The sequence below is a fragment of the Micromonospora sp. NPDC051141 genome, from assembly GCF_044455765.1.
Lineage (GTDB): Bacteria > Actinomycetota > Actinomycetes > Mycobacteriales > Micromonosporaceae > Micromonospora.
This window is the reverse complement of the sequence record NZ_JBITFD010000020.1, coordinates 119557-138478: the sequence shown is the minus strand read 5'-3', so window position 1 is coordinate 138478 and position 18922 is coordinate 119557. Positions and strand designations below refer to the sequence as shown.

The 18922-nt window shown below is 75.3% G+C and carries 12 protein-coding genes; 2 read left to right on the top strand and 10 right to left on the bottom strand.

All coding sequences use genetic code 11. The annotated features are described in order from the left end of the window. Nucleotides 1–2: 2 nt before the first annotated feature. From asd to ACIA6B_RS29655, 3 genes are all read right to left on the bottom strand, one after another. Entirely contained in the window at nt 3–866 is an 864-nt protein-coding gene (asd, locus tag ACIA6B_RS29665) for an archaetidylserine decarboxylase (RefSeq protein WP_396778371.1), read from the bottom strand. Between the two features lie 86 nt (nt 867–952). After that, entirely contained in the window at nt 953–4009 is a 3057-nt protein-coding gene (locus tag ACIA6B_RS29660; RefSeq protein ID WP_396778369.1) for a BTAD domain-containing putative transcriptional regulator, read from the bottom strand. 525 nt (nt 4010–4534) lie between these two features. Then, entirely contained in the window at nt 4535–4966 is a 432-nt protein-coding gene (locus tag ACIA6B_RS29655; RefSeq protein ID WP_396778367.1) for a hypothetical protein, read from the bottom strand. Between the two features lie 7 nt (nt 4967–4973). On the opposite strand from ACIA6B_RS29655, the gene ACIA6B_RS29650 reads away from it, so the two are divergent. Beyond that, nucleotides 4974–6149 (top strand): hypothetical protein, encoded by a 1176-nt coding sequence (locus ACIA6B_RS29650; protein ID WP_396778366.1) that lies wholly within the window; start codon nt 4974–4976, stop codon nt 6147–6149. A gap of 165 nt (nt 6150–6314) precedes the next feature. On the opposite strand, the gene ACIA6B_RS29645 is transcribed toward ACIA6B_RS29650, so the two are convergent. Then, nucleotides 6315–9230, bottom strand: a complete 2916-nt coding sequence (locus ACIA6B_RS29645; protein ID WP_396778364.1) for an AfsR/SARP family transcriptional regulator — start codon at nt 9228–9230, stop codon at nt 6315–6317. 185 nt (nt 9231–9415) lie between these two features. Here ACIA6B_RS29645 and ACIA6B_RS29640 point away from each other — a divergent pair, with 185 nt between their 5' ends. Further along, a complete protein-coding gene (locus tag ACIA6B_RS29640; protein ID WP_396778362.1) occupies nt 9416–10270 on the top strand; it encodes a hypothetical protein in 855 nt (284 codons plus the stop codon). 112 nt (nt 10271–10382) lie between these two features. Here ACIA6B_RS29640 and ACIA6B_RS29635 read toward each other — a convergent pair whose 3' ends face one another. From ACIA6B_RS29635 to ACIA6B_RS29610, 6 genes are all read right to left on the bottom strand, one after another. Next, nucleotides 10383–11357, bottom strand: coding sequence for a hypothetical protein (locus ACIA6B_RS29635; protein ID WP_396778361.1), 975 nt, complete (start codon nt 11355–11357; stop codon nt 10383–10385). A 178-nt stretch (nt 11358–11535) separates the two neighbouring features. Next, nucleotides 11536–14454, bottom strand: a complete 2919-nt coding sequence (locus tag ACIA6B_RS29630) for an AfsR/SARP family transcriptional regulator (RefSeq protein WP_396778360.1) — start codon at nt 14452–14454, stop codon at nt 11536–11538. Between the two features lie 95 nt (nt 14455–14549). Continuing rightward, nucleotides 14550–16685 carry a 2-oxo acid dehydrogenase subunit E2 gene (locus tag ACIA6B_RS29625; protein WP_396778358.1) on the bottom strand — a complete coding sequence of 712 codons (2136 nt, stop codon included), beginning with the start codon at nt 16683–16685 and terminating at the stop codon, nt 14550–14552. Further along, nucleotides 16682–17587, bottom strand: a complete 906-nt coding sequence (locus ACIA6B_RS29620; RefSeq protein ID WP_396778356.1) for a thiamine pyrophosphate-dependent dehydrogenase E1 component subunit alpha — start codon at nt 17585–17587, stop codon at nt 16682–16684. The genes ACIA6B_RS29625 and ACIA6B_RS29620 overlap by 4 nt, the downstream gene beginning before the upstream one ends. Then, on the bottom strand, nt 17584–17817 hold the full coding sequence (locus ACIA6B_RS29615; protein WP_281939165.1) for an acyl carrier protein: 234 nt from the start codon (nt 17815–17817) through the stop codon (nt 17584–17586). The genes ACIA6B_RS29620 and ACIA6B_RS29615 overlap by 4 nt, the downstream gene beginning before the upstream one ends. Nucleotides 17818–17893: 76 nt before the next feature. Beyond that, nucleotides 17894–18904, bottom strand: a complete 1011-nt coding sequence (locus ACIA6B_RS29610; protein WP_396778354.1) for a 3-oxoacyl-[acyl-carrier-protein] synthase III C-terminal domain-containing protein — start codon at nt 18902–18904, stop codon at nt 17894–17896. Between the last annotated feature and the right edge of the window lie 18 nt (nt 18905–18922).

The window sequence follows — 18922 nt, the reverse complement described above, 5'->3', positions numbered from 1 at the left end:
CGTCACGACCCGTCGGTGGGCGGGGCGGCGGGCGGCGCACCGAGTCGCTCGCCCATCCGTACGGTCGCCCCGACCGGCAGCGGCTCGATGGTTCCGGCGTCTCGTGAGCAGGCCAGGACGACCGTGGACCCGAACTCGAAGTGCCCCAGCTCGGTGCCGGCCGACGCGGGAAGCGCCGGATCGTAGCGACGACGGAGCACCTCGCGCCGTCGGGCGTTGGTGTGCAGGTCGTCGAAGGCGAGACGGGTCATCCCCACCATGGTGGCGCCGACGGCGACGATCGCCACCCGCCCGCCGCGCTCGCCGTCGACCTCGATGACGATGCGCTCGTTCACCGCGAAGAGGTTCGCCACGTTGGCCACGGCGGCGACGTTGACCGGCCAGAGTTCACCGGGGATGTAGGTGGCCGCGGTGACCTTTCCGGACAACGGGAAATGAATGCGGTGGTAGTCCTTCGGCGAAAGGTAGAACGTAGCGTACGTGCCTCCGTCGAATCTGTCCGCCAACTCGCGGTCACCGAGCAGCGCGGTGAGGGAATAATTGCGTCCCTTGGCCTGCACGAGCGTGTCGGACTCGATGACGCCGTATGCGCCGACGGTGGCGTCGACCGGGGAGACAATGGCGTCGGCCGCGAGTGGACGTGATCCCGGCCTGAGCGTACGGGTGAAGAACGCGTTGACGGACGGGTACTGCTCAAGGGGGAGAGCCGCCTCCTCCGGCCGAGCGCCGAAGATCCGGCTGTAGGTGCGGTACGCCGGGCCGCGCCACCGGACCGGAACGGTGCGGGTGGCGAGCCATCCGGCGCCGCGACTGATCGCGTGCTTCGGGATGACCGAGAGGGCAAGAATGAGCATTCGGCCGAGCATCGCGGAACCCTAACACGACTCCAATTGTCGAGATGGGGTGCGTCGACCGGGAATGGTGTCGACGCGCTCGGAATCATTGTGCGTATTCAGCCGTCCGACGCCGACCGGCTCTCCGTCGCCGGATCGACGGCCGACCGCCCGACGCGTGCGGGCTCCGGACCGAGCACCGTCGACGCGGCCTTCGCCAACAGCTCGTAGCCGTACTCGCGGGAGATGGCCAGGGCCCGCGACGCGTACGCCCGCGCCTCGTCCTCCCCGGTCCCGCCGCGCAACCGGTGGGCGCGGGCCAGACCGATCAACGCCTGCGCCTCGGCGTGCCGGGCCCCGTCGCCCCGGGCCAGGGCGAGAACCTGCCCCAGGCGGTCGATCGCCGGATCGGCGTCGCCGGCCCGCAGGTCGAGGTCGGCGCGGGCGAGCAGGGCGTGCGCCTCGACCCAACGGTCACCGACCTCGCGGGCGATCCGCAGCGCCTCGGTCGCGTCGCGTCGCGCCCGGTCGAGGTCACCGGTGGCCCCGTGGACCGCCGCCAGCAGCCGCAGGGTGTCGGCCTCGCAGCTGCGGGCGCCGGCCCGCCGGTGCGTGGCCAACGCCCGGCCGAGCTGGACCGACGCCTCGTCGTAGCGGCCGAGCAGCAGGTGGGCCTCACCCAGGCAGCCGTGCGCGGTGCCCTGCCCGTGCCACTCGCCGACCCGGCTCTCCAACTCGATGACCTGCTCGCAGTAGGTGACGGCGTCGGCCAGCCGGCCCTGTTGGAGACGGATGTTGCCGAGATTGGCCAACCGCGCCAACCGGCCGGCGAACCGGCCGATCCGGGTGTCGATCTCCAACGCCTCGATGCTGTAGCTGGCGGCCAGGTCCAGCCGGCCGGTCTCGAACGACACGTGGGCGAGATTGTTCAGGGCGCTGCCCTCGCCCTCGGCCCAACCACCGCGCCGGGCGAACCCGAGCGCCCGCCGGAAGTCGTCGAGCGCTTCGGCGTACCGGCTGGTGGCCAGCAGGACGGTGGCCCGGCTCAGGTGGGCGGCGGCCTGCCCCAACGGATGGTCGTCCTCCCGGGCGTACGCCAGAGCGGCCTCGGTGACCGGCAGCCACTCCGCCGACGGCGAGGTGAAGTCGAGGTGCCAGCGCAGGTGGTCGGTGAGCCGCCAGGCGGCCGTCCGGTGCTCCGGCCCGGCGGCCATGACGGCGGCGATCATGTTGTCCCGCTCGGCCTCCACCCAACTCCGTGCCTCGGCCGCGGTGGAGAACCCGACCCGGTGCCGCGCGCTCACGCCGGACGGCAGTGGCAGCCGCACGACACTCGGATAGAGCAGGCCGGCGGCGAGGTCCATGGTGGACAGGTAATGGTCGTACAGGCGGTCGAGCGCCGCCTCCCGATCGGTGTCCTCGATCGAGCCGCGTCGCCGGGCGTAGAGGCGCACCAGGTCGTGCCAGCGGTAGCGGGCGGGAGCGGACTGCTCCAACAGGTGGGCCCGGGCGAGCGCGTCGAGCAGCGGCTCCACCTCGGCCACCGGCACGTCGGCCAGGGCCGCGGCGGCCGGCGGGGTGACGACATCCCCCGGAGCGACACCGAGCAGCCGGAACACCCGGCGGGCAGCCGCCGGCTGCGCCTCGTACGACAGGTCGAAGGCGGCCACGGTGGCGGTCGTGGTGTCGCCGGGAACCCCGAGCGCCGCCAGCCGGTCGCCGGCGGCGAGCCGCTGGTTGTACCGGCCGATCGGGGTCAGCTCGGCCCGCAGGTTCGCGGCGGCGATGCGCATGGCCAGGGGAAGGTAGCCGCACAGTCGGGCGAGTTCCGCCGTGTCCCGCCCGGCCGCCCCGGGCAGCAGCATGGCCAGCAGGTCGTCGGCCTCGACCGGGGAGAGCACGTCCAACCGGAGCCGGACCGCGCCCTCCCGGGCGGTCAGGCCACGCAGTTGCTCGCGGCTGGTCACCAGCACCACGCAGCCGGCTCCCCCGGGCAGCAACGGACGGACCTGGTCGGCGTCGGCGGCGTTGTCGAGCACGACGAGGATCCGCCGCAGCGCGGTCACGCTGCGGTAGAGCCCGACCGCCTCGTCCGGCTCCGCCGGGATCTGCTCCGCCGGTACGCCCAGCGCCTGGAGGAAGTGGACGAGCGCGGCCATCGGTGTCACCGGCGGCCGTGGTGAGCTGCCGCGCAGGTCGACGTAGAGCTGACCGTCGGGGAACCGGTCCCGCTCCGCGTGCCCCCAGCGGACGGCCAGCGCCGTCTTGCCGACCCCGGCCAGCCCCGTGACGACCACCGGCGGCGCGGGCCGCTGGCCGGCGAGGGCGTCCAGGGCCGCCAGCGGATCGCGGCGGCCGGCGAAGTGCGTGACCACGGCCGGCAACTGCGCCGGGGTCACCGGCCGGACGGCGGGCGCGGCGAGGCTCCGGTCGTCGGTGAGCACGGCGCGTTCCACGTCCCGCAGCTCCGGGCCGGGCTCGATCCCGGTCTCGTTGACGAGCACGTCACGGACCCGGCGGTACGCCTCCAGCGCCTCGGCCCGCCGCCCGCAGCGGTACAGGGAGACCATCAGGTGTCGGCAGAGCCGCTCGCGCATCGGATGCGCGTCCGCGAGCGCGGCCAGCTCCTCGACGATCTCCGCGTGCTGGCCCAGCTCCAGTTGCGCGGCGAAGCGTTCCTCGTACGCCGCCAGTCGGAGCTGCTCCAGGCGGGCCGCCGCCGCCGAGACGGTGAGCGTCTCGGGCACGTCGGCCAGCGCCGGGCCGCGCCACAGCGCCAGGCCGCCGGACAACTGGCGTACCCCGTCGGCGACGCGGCCCTCGGCGACCTCCCGCTTCCCGGCGCGCGCCATCCGCTCGAACACCTGGACGTCGATCGTGTCCTCGCCGGTCACCAACTCGTAGCCGGCCGCCCGGCTGACCACGTCGCCGGCCCCGCCGGCCCGCAGCAACCGGCGCAGACGCATGACGTACCCGTTGACGGCGCTGGCCGCCGTCCGGGTGGGACGGTCACCCCAGATCTCGTCGACCAGTCGATCCCTGCTCACCGGTCGCCCGGCCTCGGCCAGCAGCACGGCCAGCACGACGCGGTGGTGCGGCGCCGTGACCGGCGCCCACTGCGCGCCGTCCCAGATCCGCACCGGTCCCAGCGCTCGTATCCGCACGATCAGTCCCACCGCCTCACCGCGGATTCATCGACGAATTATCACCCGTGGCTACGTTCCACGCGAGGCGTAGGAGCACCGACCGGCGTCGTGCGCCCGCGCCGGCCGACCGCACGAGAGGAGACGCCAGCTCATGACATCCGCGTTGCACCGAAGGGCGAGGGCATCGGGCGCTGTCACCGCCGCCCTGGCGACGGTGGCCGTCCTCGGCCTCACCCTGGGGATCGGTGTCCACGTCACCCCTCCCGAGCCAGTGACCGTCAGGCCGGTGGCGGCCCAGGCCGGCGCCGACCCGGGGATCTGCACCCGCGACATCACCTACCGGGGAGTGCTCACCCGCTGGACCTTCGACCCCTGCGTCCCGGACGGGGAACCGCTGCCCGCCGACGTGCACCAGGCGTTGGTGCAGGACTGGCAGGAGGCGAACGGCTGCCCGTCGGCGACCCCGACCACGACGGGGACCGCGACCACGACGGCGACCCCGGTGCGGCGGACCGTGGCCGCGGAGCCGGCCCTCGCCGGGACGACGACGTCGGCCTACCCGAGCGGTCCCACCGGCAGCCCGAGCGCGCCGACGAGCACCAGCGCGAGCCCGAGCCCGAGCAGCAGCTCGTCGCCGTGCGCCAGCTCGTCGCCGGGACCGAGCGGCAGTCCGAGCGGTTCCCCGTCGGGCAGCCCCAGCGGTTCGCCGTCGACCAGCCCGAGCGGATCGGCCAGCCCGAGCGGATCCCCGTCGACCAGCCCCAGCGGATCGGCCAGCCCGAGCGCCTCCCCGTCGACCAGCCCCAGCGGATCGGCGAGCCCCAGCGGATCCCCGTCGACCAGCCCCAGCGGATCGGCCAGCCCCAGCGGATCCCCCTCGACCAGCCCCAGCGGATCGACCAGCCCCAGCGCCTCCCCGTCGACCAGCCCCAGCGGGTCACCGACGGACGGCCCGCCGCCCACCGACCCGCCCACCGATCCGCCCACCGGCCCGGTGGACCCGCCGCCCAGCCCGACGCCCGGCCCGCCGTGTCCGGGCAACGCGGCCGACGAGAGGCTGGGCGAGGCACGCAAGGACCGCTACTGCCCGCCGAACCGCAACCCCGCCCAGCCGGTGGTGCTCGTGGCCACCGGAGACTCGGTCACCTCCGCCCACCTCCAGTTCATGAACGCTTTCCCGATGGGCGCCTGCGTGGGCAACACGAGAGCCGACTTCCGCGGCATGCCCGGCAACGACATGCTGTTCAGCTACGCCGGCAAGTACGCCGTCAATCGCAACCAACGGGTCGTCGAGTACTACAACTTCGCCCGCACCGGCTACGGCACCCAGCAGATCCTCGGCGCGGCCCCGGGACACCAGGACGCCTGCCAGAACCCCTGGGCCCGGAACTGGCCCCCCGTCGACCTGGCCACCCGGGCCATCCAGCAGGCCAAGGCCGACCGGAAGGCCGCCTACTTCGTCAGCACCGGCGGGGTGAACAACACCACCTGGACGGGGCTGCTCAAGGCCCTGGCCAGTTGCGGGCTGATGGACCACTACCGCGAACTGATGCAGCGGTACTTCACCGAGCACAAGCTGCCGTTGCAGGCGCAGATGGACTGGTTCGACCGGGCGGGCAACTTCACCGCGAAGGCCAGGGTCATCGACGGCGGCGCGTGTCACGGCAAGATCGTCGGTGACGTCACCGGGATCAGGTACATCCACCACCGGGTCGAGGTGCCCACCTGGGACGGCCCGGCCCTCTACCAGCAGATCAAGACGGACGTCGAGGAGATCGTCGACGAGGTGCTCGGCGCCGGCGCCGACAAGGTGGTGTGGATGGGCTACTACGACATCAGCCCGGCCCGGTTCGACGTCGGCCGGCTCGCCGAGCAGTACCGGGTGAACCTCGCCCAGGAGCTGCACGGCTACCTGCCGGGTCAGATCCCCTCCCAGGAACGGGACCTGATCGACGACCCGGGCTGGAAGGCGACCGTCGCGCAGTGGACCAACCAGCTCAACCTGGTGATCCGCACCGGGCTGCCGGCGGACAACCCGAGGGTGCGGTTCGCCCCGGCTCCGGCCCTCGGGGTCAACGACCTCCAGAAGACCGCCTTCGGCGGATCCCCCCACCCCAACGAGTCGGGTCACGACAAGCTGGCCGCGGCGCTGGACGCGACCTTCAACTGACCGCTGTGCCGACCCGGTCGGGGCCCGTCACCACCCGGTGGCGGGCCCCGACCGGGAGGTGACCCGACGAAAGGCGCGGGCCTGGCGCCACGGGACGCTCCCGAACCGGTGCCGCACACCTGGACGGGCCCCGGCGCCACCGGACGCGGTGACGACGCCGCGACGCTAGAGTTCGCCGACGCCCGCCGACGCCACCGGGACGGCCGGCGCGGCCAGCTTCGCCCGAGGGCGGCCGGCGTCCGGATGGCGCAGCTCGTCGAAGATTGTCAGCGCCTCCCGCCACGCCCGACGGGCGGCGTCGACGTCACCGGCGGCCCGCAGACTGTCGCCCAGGTTGTCCAACACCTCCGCCTCGTCGTACCGGTCACCGAGCTCCCGGTGCAGCGCCAACGCCCGCCGGTAGCAGTCCGCGGCCCGGTCGTGGTCGCCCAGGCCGTGCCGGACGTAGCCGAGGCTGTCCCAGGTGAGCGCCGCGCCGTGCCGGTCGCCGTTCTCCTCGTGCAGCCGCAGGGCGGCCCGGCAGCAGCGCAGCGCCGGCCCCGGCTCGTCGAGCCGGGCGTGCATCCAGCCCAGGTTGTTGAGCGCCTTCGCCTGGCCGACCCGGTAGTCGGCGGCCCGGTACAGGTCGAGGGCCAGCCGGGTCTCGTCGAGGGCCGCCCGCAGCCGGCCCTGCCGGGCGAGCACCCAGCTCACCCCGAGGTGCGTGTGCGCCCGGCCGGTGTCGTCGCCCAACTCGCGGTACAGCTCGAGGTCGCGTCGGTAGTGCCGGTGCGCCGCCTCGTGCTCACCCGACCAGGTGCAGGCGATGGCGAGTCCCCGGTGCGCCAGGGCCTGACCGGCCAGGTCGTCCCGGCGCACCGCCGCCGCCAGAGCGGTCCGCTGCGCGGCGGCCAGTTCGGGCCAGTGCCCGCTGCGGTCGAGATAGGTGGTGAGGGCCGCCGCCAGCGTCCACGCGTGCCGGTCCAGGCCGATGCCCGCCGCCTGCTCCACGCACGCCAGCAGGACGTGGTGCTCGGCGGCGAACCACGCGGTCGCCCACGCGTGCTCCGGCCGGTCGCCCACCGTCACCCCCGGTTCGGGCGGCGGCAGTGCGGCCGGCCGCGCCAGCCGGTACGGGTCGAGCAGGTGGTCGGCCGCGTGCGAGGCGTGCAGGTAGTGGTCGAACAGGCGACGCCGGGCCGCCTCCCGCTCGGCCGCCGGGTCGGTGTCGTGACACAACTCCGAGGCGTACGCGCGGAGCAGGTCGTGCATCGCGTACCGGCCGGTGGCGCGTTCGGTGAGCAGGTTCGCGCGGGTGAGCCCGGCCAGCAGCGGGCCCACCCGGGCCGGTGGCAACCCGGCGAGGCTGGCCACCGCCGCCCGACCGGCGTCCGGGCCGGGATGCAGCCCGAGCAGCCGGAACAACCGGGCCGAGTCGGCGTCCAACGCGCGGTACGACCAGGAGAAGACCGCCCGCACATCGGTCGCGGGGTCGCCGGTGGCCAGCGCGGTGAGCCGGTCCGGGTCGGTGTTGCGCAGCTCGGTGGCGAGCGCCGCCAGCGGCACGTCGGGCTGCCCGACGGCGCGGGCCGCGACGACGGCGAGGGCCAGTGGCAGGCCGGCGCAGCGGCCCACGATCTCGTCCAGCGCGGTCGGGTCGCGCCCGGCCCGGCCACGACCGAGCCGACCGGACAGCAGCTCCCGGGCCTCGGCCGGCGGGAGCAGGTCCAGCGTCACCGGATGGGCCCCGTCGCTGACCACCAGCCCGGTGAGCCGGTTGCGGCTGGTCACCACCACCAGGCTGCCCCTCGATCCCGGCAGCAGCGGTCGCACCTGCTCGTCGTCGCGGGCGTTGTCGAGCAGCACCAGGACCCGGCGGTCGGCGAGCAGGGTCCGGAACAGCGCGGCCTGCCCGGGCAGGTCGGTGGGCACCCGCTGGGGCGGCACGTGCAGCGCCTCCAGGAAGCCGCGCAGCGCCTCGCCCGGCGGCACGGCCCGCCCGTCCAGGTCGAACCCGCGCAGGTTGACGTAGAGCTGCCCGTCCGGGTAGCGGTGCGCGACCCGGTGGGCCCAGTGCACCGCGAGGGTGGTCTTGCCGACCCCGGCGGTGCCGGCGATCGCGGAGATGACCACCGCCCGCCCCGGAGCACGCTCACCGCCGTCCGCGGTCGCCCCCGCCGGTTCGGCGGGCAGCAGCGCGTCCAGTCGGCGCAGCGCCGCCGTCCGGCCGGTGAACCAGGCGGGGTCGCCCGGAAGCTGCGCCGGGGGCGGGCCGGCGGGCGGCGCGGGCGCGGGTGCCGGTGCGGGTGCCGGTGCGGGTGCCGGTGCGGGTGCCGGTGCGGGTGCCGGTGCCGGCCCGGCCGGGGTCTCTCCCCGCAGCACCCGCAGGTGCGCCCCGCTCAACTCGGGGCCGGGCTCCACACCCAACTCGTCGACCAGGTGGCGGCGGGTCTCGGCGAAGACGCGCAGCGCGGCGGCCCGCTGGCCGCAGCCGGCCAGGGCGAGCAGGTAGCCGGCCACCAGTGGCTCCCGCAGCGGATGCTCGACCACCAGGGGACGCAACGCACGCGCGGTCGCGGCGAACCGGCCGAGGCCGAGTTCCACGGCGGCGAGCCGCTCGTACGCGAGCAGCCGCTGCTCGTCCAGGCCGGCGACGGCGTCGTCGACGAAGGCCCCGGCCGCACCGGCCAACGCCGGCCCGCGCCACAGCGCCAGCCCGTCGCGCAGCAGCCGCGCCGCCTCCGCCCGCCGGCCGGCCGTCTCCTCGGCGCGGGCCCGTTCGACCGCCACGGTGAACTCGGCGAGGTCCAGTTCGGTCCCGCGCACGGTGAGCCGGTAGCCGCCGCCCTGGGTCGCCAGCAGGTCGGCCGCGCCCGCGTCCCGCAGGGCCGCCCGGATCCGGGAGACGCAGACCTGCACCTGGGTCCGGGCGCTGGCCGGCGGGTCGGCGCCCCAGAGCGCCGACACGAGCTGCCCGAGGGGCACCAGCCGGCCGGCGTTGAGAAGCAGCAGCGCCAGCACCGCACGCTGCTGCGGGCGGTCGATGGGAAGGACCCGCCCACCGGCGGTCACCTGGACGGGACCGAGGAGGGACCACCGCATGGCTTTCCCCGTCAGTCGTGGTCGGACGACCCAGTCTATGGACCGCGTGGCCGACGTGGCCGACGACAAGCGGTCGGATAGCGGACGACAAGCGGCCCCGCCCAGGCTTTCCCCAGCCGCCGGGCCACGGGTCCGGCGGGAGGCGGGCCGGCGCGACGCCGGCCGAAACGGACAGGGAGAGCGAGATGCGGGTAACCAAGGGACGGGGCGCGCTGACGGTTGCCATGTCGACGGCGGCCGTGGTGGCCGGCCTGGGCTGGGCGGCGCCGGCCTCGGCGACGCCGGCGGGGTTGGAGACGGTCACCCAGTCGGTGGCCGAGAGCAGCGCGGACAAGTCCGCGCTCGCGTCCTGCCCGGCCGGCAAGGTGGTCACCGGAGGCGGTGGCTTCCTCACCGCCGGCTCGTCGGCCGCCGGACGGGTCGGGCTGGACCGGCTGGAGCCGCTGGCGAACGGCACCGGGTTCGTCGCGACGATGCGGGAGGTGGGCCCGGTCAACTTCGTCGGCGACTGGGGACTCCAGAGCCTCGCCCAGTGCGCCACCGCGCCGGCCGGCTACCAGGTCGTGGCCACGACCGGGGCGGTCGGGACGGCGCTCGTCACGGCGAGCTGCGGGACGAAGAAGGTCATCGGGATGGGCGGGCGGATCAACAGCGGCCTGGGCGACGTGGTGCTCGACCAGGTGGTGCCGTCGTTCGACCTGACGTCGGTGACCGTCCGGGCGGTCGCGGTGCAGGGCACCTCGCCGGCCGGCTGGAGCGCCACCGCGATCGCCGTCTGCGCCACCGCGCCCGCCGGGCTGGAGCGCATCTCCCTGATCGGGACGAGCGCGAGCAACCCGTCCGACAACAGCATCGCGGCGTGCCCGGCCGGCAAGGGCCTCTACAGCGCGGGCGCGGACATCAACGCCGGCAACGGCCAGGTGCTGCTCACCGCGGTCAACATCACCGGGGGGAACACCGTGCGGACGCGGGCGGACGAGGACGCCGACGGCTTCGCCGGCTCGTGGAGCCTGCACGCGTACGGCATCTGCGGAAGCTGACCCGGCGGTCGGGGCGGCACGGTCCCCGGATCGGGCCACCCCGGCACCCGTGCCCCTGATCGACGGCGTCCCCGGGTGGGACCGGCCCACGGGCCGGTCCCACCCGAACGGGTCAGAGCCCGCCCTCGCTGAGCCGCCGACGGTAGCCGCGGGCGCCCTCGGAGCCGACGTTCTCGTTGACGTCCACGCCGCCCGGGTTGGTCTGCACGTGGTAGTACGTGGCGCCCCACAGGTTGCTGGCGACCGAGTTGTCGAAGTGGATCAGGTTGGCGTACTTGTAGCCCTTGTCGTACTGGGAGATGGCGGTGGTGCGGATCGAGTACTCGGTGCCGATCACCCGCTTGCCGGGCCAGATCGACCCGGCCCGCTGCAACGTCTCGGCGTAGGTCAGCTCGTTGACGTTGCCCTGTTCGGTGAAGCTTCCGTTGCTCGGGTTGCTGTAGAAGTGGACACCGACGAAGTCGCACTTGGCGATCGCGTCCCGGTAGTTCTGGTTGCCGTACCAGTCGTCGGGCCGCACGCCCTTGTTCGGCGACAGGGCGGTGCCGCAGATCAACGCGCCGGGGAACTCCGCCCGGATGCGGTCGATGGTGGCGCTGAGGCACCAGCCGTAACCCCAGATGTCGCTCACCCCGATGTTCGGCTCGTTACCGAGCTCGATGATGCACTTGCCGGCGCCGGACCGGATCCGCTTGTACTCGAAGAACCGCGAGTTCCGGATCTCGTTCACCGCGTTGTTCGCGTCGATCATGGTGTTCGTGTCCCCGGTGACGGTCCGCACGATCAGGTAGTCCGTGGCGCCGCACGCGGTCCAGACGTAGTCCGGGTTGGCCGCCCAGCCACCCGCCAACCCCCACCCGGTGACGACCTTGGCGAGGTTGGCCGACTGGTTGGAGATCGCGGTCAGCCAGGTCTGGTAGCCGTCGGTCAGCACCGGGCCGTGCGCCCGGTAGAACGGCGCCGCCGAGGCCGGCTGCCCCGCCCCCAGGTACGCGCCCACGCCGACCGCCGCCGCGCCGCCGGTCAGCCGGATGAGCGACCGCCGGGAGAGCCCCCGACCCGGCCGGCTGTTCTCGTCCTCGTCCACTGGTGTCTCCTCACGCATCGATGCGGACGTGGTCCGGGCGGTCGCACCGCCGACCGGGCCACGTCCGCGGTCCCGTACCGATCCCGGTCGACGCCGGGCCCCACCACCATCCGGCCGGGCCGGTATAGCGGTGGTATACGGGCGAGCTGAGCAGGGCGTACGGGCGGACCGGCGCGACTCAGACGCCGCCCGCGTGCGGGGGCGGGGCGGCCAGCAGCCCCCGGGTCCGGTCGATCCAGAGCGCGGCTGCCATCCGCTCGAAGATCAGCAACGCCCCGCTCAGGGCGGCGCGGGCCTCGTCGGGCCGGCCCCGCGCCAGCTCCAGCCGGCCGATGCTGAACAGCGCGTAGCCCTCCCAGCGGACGTCCCCGCCGGCGCGGAAGACCGCCAGCGCGGCCGTCAACTCCCCGGCGGCCTCCTCGTGCCGCCCGAGCCCGGTCAGCGCGTCGCCGAGACCCCGTCGGGCGTACGCCTCGCCGAGCGCGTCCGCGACGTCGGCGAACGCCGCGCGGCAGTCCCGGTAGGTGGGCACGGCCCGGGCGAAGCGCTCCTGGTCGACCTGGGTCATCCCGAGACCGAGCAGCGCTGCCGCCTCGCCCAGCCGGTCCCCCAGCGCGGCGAAGTCCGCCCGGCAGCGCAGGAAGCACTCGGTGGCCTCGTCGTAGCGTTCCTGGTCCAGCCGGATGCTGCCCAGCGTGCGCCGGGCGTACGCCTCGCTGTCGCGGTCCCCGAGCGCGGCGAACGCGCTCAGGCACCGCTGGGCCGCCGCCGCCGCGTCGGACAGCCGGCCCAGGCCCCGGTACGCCACGGACAGCCCCCGCAGCGTCTCCGCCGTGCCGCGCCGGTCGTCACCGGCGACGAACAGCGGCAGCGCGGCACGGTAACGGGTGATCGCGGTCCGCGCGTCGCCGCGTCCCCAGCCGGCGTCGCCGAGCCCGCGCAGCGCCGCGGCGCGCTGGAGGTCGTCGCCGGTCCGTCCGGCCAGGTCCAGGCAGCGGCCGAAGTGGTCGGCGGCCTCGACGAAGCGGCCCCGGTCCCGGTAGAGGTCACCGAGGCGCTGGGTGAGCGCGACCTCGACGGCGACGTCCCCGGCGCGGCGGGCCGCGTCCTGCGCCAGCTCGTGGGTGGTCCGCCAGGCCTCCCACTGGGAGCGTTCCTCCAGGAACCGGGTCAACGACCGGGCCAGCCGCCAGGTGACCGACCAGGCGCCGGCCCGGTGCGCCTGGCGGACGGCGGCCACCAGATCGGCCTGCTCGGCGGTGAACCAGCACCGCGCCTGCTCGGCGTCCGGGCCGGTCAGCGCCGCGGCGGCGCGTTCCGCCGGCGTCAACCAGGCCCGCAGCGCCGAGACGACGGCTGACCGCCGCGCCGGTTCGGGCTCGGCGGCGGCCGTCTCCGCGGCGTAGACCCGGAGCAGGTCGTGCAGGCGGTACCGGTCACCGGCGGACGACTCCAGGAGCTGGGCGTCGACAAGCGACTCCAGCAGCCGTTCCGCTTCGGTCGGCGTGGTGCCGAGCAGGGCGGCGGCCAGCCACGCGGTGACGGTCGGCTGGTCCAGCAGGGCCAGCAGCCGGAACGCGCGGCGGGTGTCCGGGTCCAGGCCGTCGTAGCTGAGCTGGAAGCTGGCCCGGACGTCGAGGTCCCCGGCGCGCAGCTCGTCGAGCCGCCGGCGGCTGTCGGCCAGGCGCCCGGCGAACGCGGCAAGCGTCCAGTGCGGACGGGTGGCCAGTCGGGCGCCCGCCACCCGCACGGCCAGCGGCAGTCGACCGCAGAGTCGCACCACCTCCGCGGCGTCGGCCGGATCGACCCGGGCGCGGTCCCGACCGGCGGCGGCCAGCAGCAGCGTCACCGCCGCCTCCGCGTCCAGCACGTCCAGCGGCAGGTGTCGGGCGCCGACCAGACCGGCCAGCGGCGTGCGGCTGGTCACCAGCGCCGCGCAGCCGGCGCCGCTGGGCAGCAGCGGACGGACCTGTCCCTCCCCGGCCGCGTCGTCGAGCAGCACGAGCACCCGGCGGTCGGCCAGCGCGCTGCGGTAGAGGTGGACGCGCTCGTCGAGGTCGCCGCCCGGCGGCGGGGCCGGCCGGCCCAGGGCGCGCAGGAACTGCGCCAGCACGTCGGCCGGATCGACGGGCCGTTCCCCGTGGCCGTGCAGCCGCACGTGGAGCTGCCCGTCCGGGTAGTGCGGTCGGAGCAGGTGCGCGGCGTGCACCGCCAGGCTGCTCTTGCCCACCCCGCCGGTGCCGGACACGGCGTGGATGCGTAGCGCGCCCGCCGTACCGCTGAGGTGGTGGGTCAGCTCCGCCACCTGCGCGGCCCGCCCGGTGAAGTCGGCCAGGTCGGCGGGGAGCTGGGCCGGGCCCGGCTCGGCCGCGCGGTGCCAGGGCAGCCGGGCCCCGAGCGCCCGCAGCGTCGGACCCGGCGCGACCCCGACCTCGGCCGCGAGCAGCCGACGGAACTCCCGGTACGCGGTCGCCGCGTCGGCGTGGCGGCCGGCGGCGAGCAGCCCGCGCAGCTCGTGCTCCCGCAACGGCTCGTGCAACGGATGGTCGACGATCAGCCGCCGGGCCCGGGGCAGCACGGCGACCGGCCCGTGCAGGCGGGCCTCCACCGCCAGGGACTCGTCGAGCGTGACGAGGTGCCGGCGCTCCAGCAGGGTCGCCTCCTCCCGCAGCAGGCCCCGGTCGACCAGGTCGGCCAGCGCGCGCCCCCGCCACGTCGACAGCCCTCGTCGGTAGGCGTCGTGGGCCGCCGGCAGGTCGTCGGCCGCGGCGGCCCGCCGGGCGGCGTCCACCAGGTCGTCGAACTCGGCGGCGTCCAGCCGGTAGGCCGCCCGGTCGAGCCGGTAGCCGCCGTTGCGGTGACTGAGCGCCGGCCCGAGCAGCTTGCGGAGCTGGTGCACGTAGAGCTGGAGGTTCTTGACCGCCGACCGTGGCGGGTCGTCCGGCCAGAGCGTGTCGACGAGTTCGGTGACGGTCGCCGCCCGCCCGGCGCGCAGCACCAGCGCGGCCAGCAGCGCCCGCTGCTTGGGCGGGCCGAGCGGCACCGCGTCGCCCCGGTCGGTCTCGGCGGTGCAGGGGCCGAGGACGCGGACAAGCATGCTGATCACCCCCGTCGGAGGCGGTCACCGACCACTCACGGTGCTCCGCGACGCAGTTTAGATCGCCTGTCGACGATGCGTCCGGGTCCGCCCGGTCACCGGCGCAGTGCGGCGGCGAGCGCGGCCAGGTACGCGCCGGCCCGCGCCCCGTTGACCAGCCGGTGGTCGTAGGCCAGGCCGAGGTCGGCGGTGGTCCGCTCGCGTAGCCCGCCGTCGGCGTCGAGCACGACCTCGCGGTGCACGTCGGGCACCGACAGCGCGCAGGTGACACCGGGCGGGATGATCGGGCGGGCGTGGAGCACACCCGGGGTGTCGTTGAGCGCGACCAGGAAGTTCATGCCGATCAGGTCCTCCTCGGACAGCCGGTTGCGCAGCGCCCGCATGCGCAGCGCGACCACGGTGTCGGCGAGGTCGCCCAGGCCCAGCTCCGCGGCGTCCCGGATCACCGGCAGGAACAGCCCGGTGCCGACGTCCACGGTCAGCCCGACCGCCGGCTGCGCCGCGTCGCGCACCCGGCCGTCGCCGGTGAGTGTGGCGTACAGGTCGGGGAACCGGTCGTGCAGCGCGGCCACGGCGGCGATGACGAGCTCGGTGAGGCCGACGTCGGCGCCGGTCTCCTCGGCGGTCCGGCGGGCGTACCCGAGGGCGGCCGTCACGTCGACGCGCGCCACGGTGAACGCGGCCGGGATCTCCCGGTGCGAGGTCGCCACCACCTCGGCGACGCGGCGTTGCGCCGGGGACAACGGCCGTCCGGCCGGCGACGCCACCGGCGGCCGGGCCGCGGCGGCCGGGCCCGGGTACGGCGGCGGTTCCGGGTACGGCGGTGGTTCCGGGTACGGCGGTGGTGCCGGGTACGGCGGCTCCGGGGACGGCGGCGGCTCCGGGGACGGCGCGGTCGGGGCGGGCGCGGCCCCGACCGGCAGGACGCGGCCGATGACGCCGCCGGGGACGCAGTCCGCCCCGGCGGCCACGTCGTGCCGCAGCACACCGGCGTGCGTCGCGGCCAGCTCCTCGATCGCCTTGGCGGTCTCCACCGCCGCGATCGGCTCCCCGACGCCGACGGTGGCGCCGGCCGGCGCCAGCCACTCCAGCAGCAGGTAGCTCTCGTCGGTCGGATTGAGCGTGGGCACCCGCACCGGGACGCCCGGCTCGGCGGTCCCCACCGGACGCGACCCGGCCGGCGGCGGGTCGACGCCGGCCGCCCGCGGCGCGGCCGGCCCGCCGGCCGGAACCCGCATGATCCGCTCCAGGATGGTGTCCGCGCCGAGCAGGACCGCGCGTTCCAGGTGCGGGGCGGACGGGATGACCCGGTCGGCGGAGCTGACCAGCTCGACCGGCCGGCGCAGCAGCGGCCACGCCTCGGCGTGCAGCCGGGCGGCGACCTCGCCGCCCCAGGTGCCGCCGGCCGTGCTCTCCTCGGCGACGATCACCCCGGCCGCGCCGTCGAGCAGGCCGCGCAACCCGTCCACGTCGACCGGGTAGAGCCGGGCCGGCACCAGCACCTCGACGGCGCGGCCCCGGGCGGCGGCGTCCCGCGCGGCGGCGATGGCCCGGTCGGCGACCCCGCCGGGCGCGATGACGAGCGTCGGCGCGGTGTCGGTGGCCGGGTCGTGCACGCGGGCCCAGTTGCGGTCATCGCCCCGCATCTCGACGACGAGGCGGTCGTCGACGCGGCCGTCGACGTACCGGCGGCGGGTGTAGAGGATCTTGTCCTCGAACAGCATCGCCGGCTCGCCCCGGGACAGCGCGGCGGCGAGCACGTCGGCCGCGTCGTGCAGCGGCGACAGTTCGAAGAGCGCGAGATGCGGGATGCCGATGAAGTGCTTCTGCACGCTCTGGCTGTGCGTCGCGCCGTAGCCCCGACCGCCGCCCACCGGGCAGCGGATCACCACCCGCATCGGGGTGCGCTCGCCGTACATGCTGACGGACTTGGTGAGGAGGTTGAGGATCGGGTCGAACGCGAGACCGGCGAAGTCGCCGAACATGATCTCGACGATCACGGTGTCGCCGCAGAGCGCCAGGCCGCCCGCGACGCCGGTGATGCCGTTCTCGCTCAGCGGCGTCGAGAGCACCCGGTCCGGGTAGGCGGTGGACAGCCCCCGGGTGACCTTGAACGCGCCGCCGTACGGGTCGGCGACGTCCTCACCCAGCAGCCAGACCCGGTCGTCGGCGGCGAACAGCTCGTGCAGGGCGCGGTTGAGGTTCTCGCTCACCCGTTCGGCGCGGGTCACGCCACGCCGCCGTTCACCAACGGCCGGGACAGCACCTCGGCCGAGACGTCCGCGACCCGCCGCCGGGCCCGCGCGTCCGCCGCCGAGAACTGCTCCGGGTACGCGGCGGCGTAGCGCTCCAGCCAGTCGAGCCGGCGCAGCTCGCGCAGCTCGTCGGCGGCGCGGGAGTCGTCACCCTTGCTGTGCGGGCCGAGCCGGACCGTGTGCTGCACCAGCACGTGCGGTTGCCGGAGGGCGCGGACCCGCGCGACGTGCGGTGCGGCGGCGGCCCGCACCTCGTTGAGGTCGAGTGAGTCCGACTCGCTGACGGTGATCCCGAACCCGGCCACCCGGCCGGCGATGGTGCCGGCCAACTGCGCGGTGGTCGGGGTGGACTGGGCGATCCGGTTGTGCTCCACCACCACCAGCAGCGGCACCCGCCAGAGCTGCGCCATGTTGAGCGCCTCGTAGACCGCGCCCTCGCCCCAGGTGCCGTCGCCGACGTAGGCCGCCACGATCCGGTCCTGCCCGGTGCGGTTGAGGTGCAGCCCGACGCCGACCGCGGCGGGCAGGCTCTCCCCCTGCACCCCGGTGGACAGGAACCCGTCCCGGCGCAGGTGCTGGCTGCCGCCGTGCCCGTGGCACACCCCGCCGTCCCGGCCGAGCAGTTCCGCCAGCAGGCCGTGCGGGTCGGCGCGGTGGGCCAGGTAGTGCCCGTGCCCCCGGTGGTTGCTGAACACGTAGTCCCCGGTCAGCAACGGGGCCAGCGCGACCGGGATGTGCTCCTGGCCCAGGCAGGTGTGGGTGGTGCCGGCGAGGTGGCCGTCGGCGTACAGGCGGAGCAGCTCCTCCTCGAAGCGGCGGATGAGCAGCCCGGCGTCGAGGTCGGCGTCGCCGAGCGGGGACGGCGCGACGGCCGTCATTCCTCGACGCCCCGCCGCGCCAGCAGCGCGCGCAGGTCCGCCACCGACCGCACGGCCCGGATCTCGCGCGGGGTGATGGTGACCCGGTAGGCGTCCTCGACCGCCGCGACGATCTGGAGGTGACGCAGGCTCACCCAGGCGGCCGTGGTGGCCGGCCCGGTCTGCGCGTCGACCTCGTCGACCGGCAGCTCCAGCACGTCGGCGACGAGCCGCACCAGCCGACTGGACATGCCGTGTCCCTTCCGGAACGGGTCCTCCGGCGGCAGCGGCGGCGGCGCGCTGGCAGACCGACCGGATGATCGATGCCTATACCGCGACGATGGTACAGGCCCAGTGCATGCCCCGGCCCAGCGAGATCAACGCGACCCGGTCGCCCTCGACCAGCTCCCCGGCGGCCAGCAGGCGACTCAGCCCGAAGAGCTGGTCCGCGGCCCCGAGATGCCCGTGCTCGGCGGCCAGCTCGCGGTTGGTCCGGGCCAGCGGCACGCCGTGCGCCCCGGCCAGCGACGCCATGGCCCGCTGGTTGTCGCCGACCAGGATCAGCCGCGCCAGGTCGGCGACCGCGACACCGGCCCGGGCGCAGGCCCGCTCGGTGACCCGCACGGCCCGTTCGTCGAGTTCGCGGGCGAACTGCGCGAACTGCTCGGCGTCGTAGTCGAAGAACTCCATCACGTGCCACCCGTCGAGGGCGGCGGGCGGTTCGCCGCCGGGCCGGAAGGGCGTCGCCGCGCCGCCGCTGTCGAGCCGGTGGAACCCGGCGTAGCGACCGTCGGTCACCGCCTCGGTGGCCAGCCAGCGCAGCCGCGGGTGCCCGCGCCGGGCCACCGTGGCGACCGCGCCGTCGGAGAACACCATCGGCTGGGTGTCCATCCGGTTCCAGTACGCCTCACAGGTCCGGTTCGCGGCCACCACCAGCGCGACCGCGTACCCCGGGTGGGTGGCGAACCGGCCCGCGACGGTGTCGAGGCTGAGCACACCGGTGGTGCACGCCTGGGTGAGCAGCACCGCCTCGGCGTCCACCAGGCCGAGCCGGTGCGCCAGGTCGGCGGCGGCGTCCCAGTAGAGGTGTTCGGTGACGTCGGTGACGGCCAGCACCAGCAGGTCCACCTCGGCGGCGGCCAGCGCGGCGGCGTCGAGCGCCCGGCGGGCGGCCCGTTCGGCGAGGTCGGTCACGCCGACCCCCGGGGCGGCGCGGTGCACCTGCCGGTAGCCGTAGCCGAGGACCCGTTGCACGTCGTCGGTGTACTCCCCCACCACGTCCGCCACCGGCGCCGGATCGCCGAGCGCCTCCCCGAAGGACACCAGCCCGAAGCTCATGTTCGCCCGTCCCGCCGT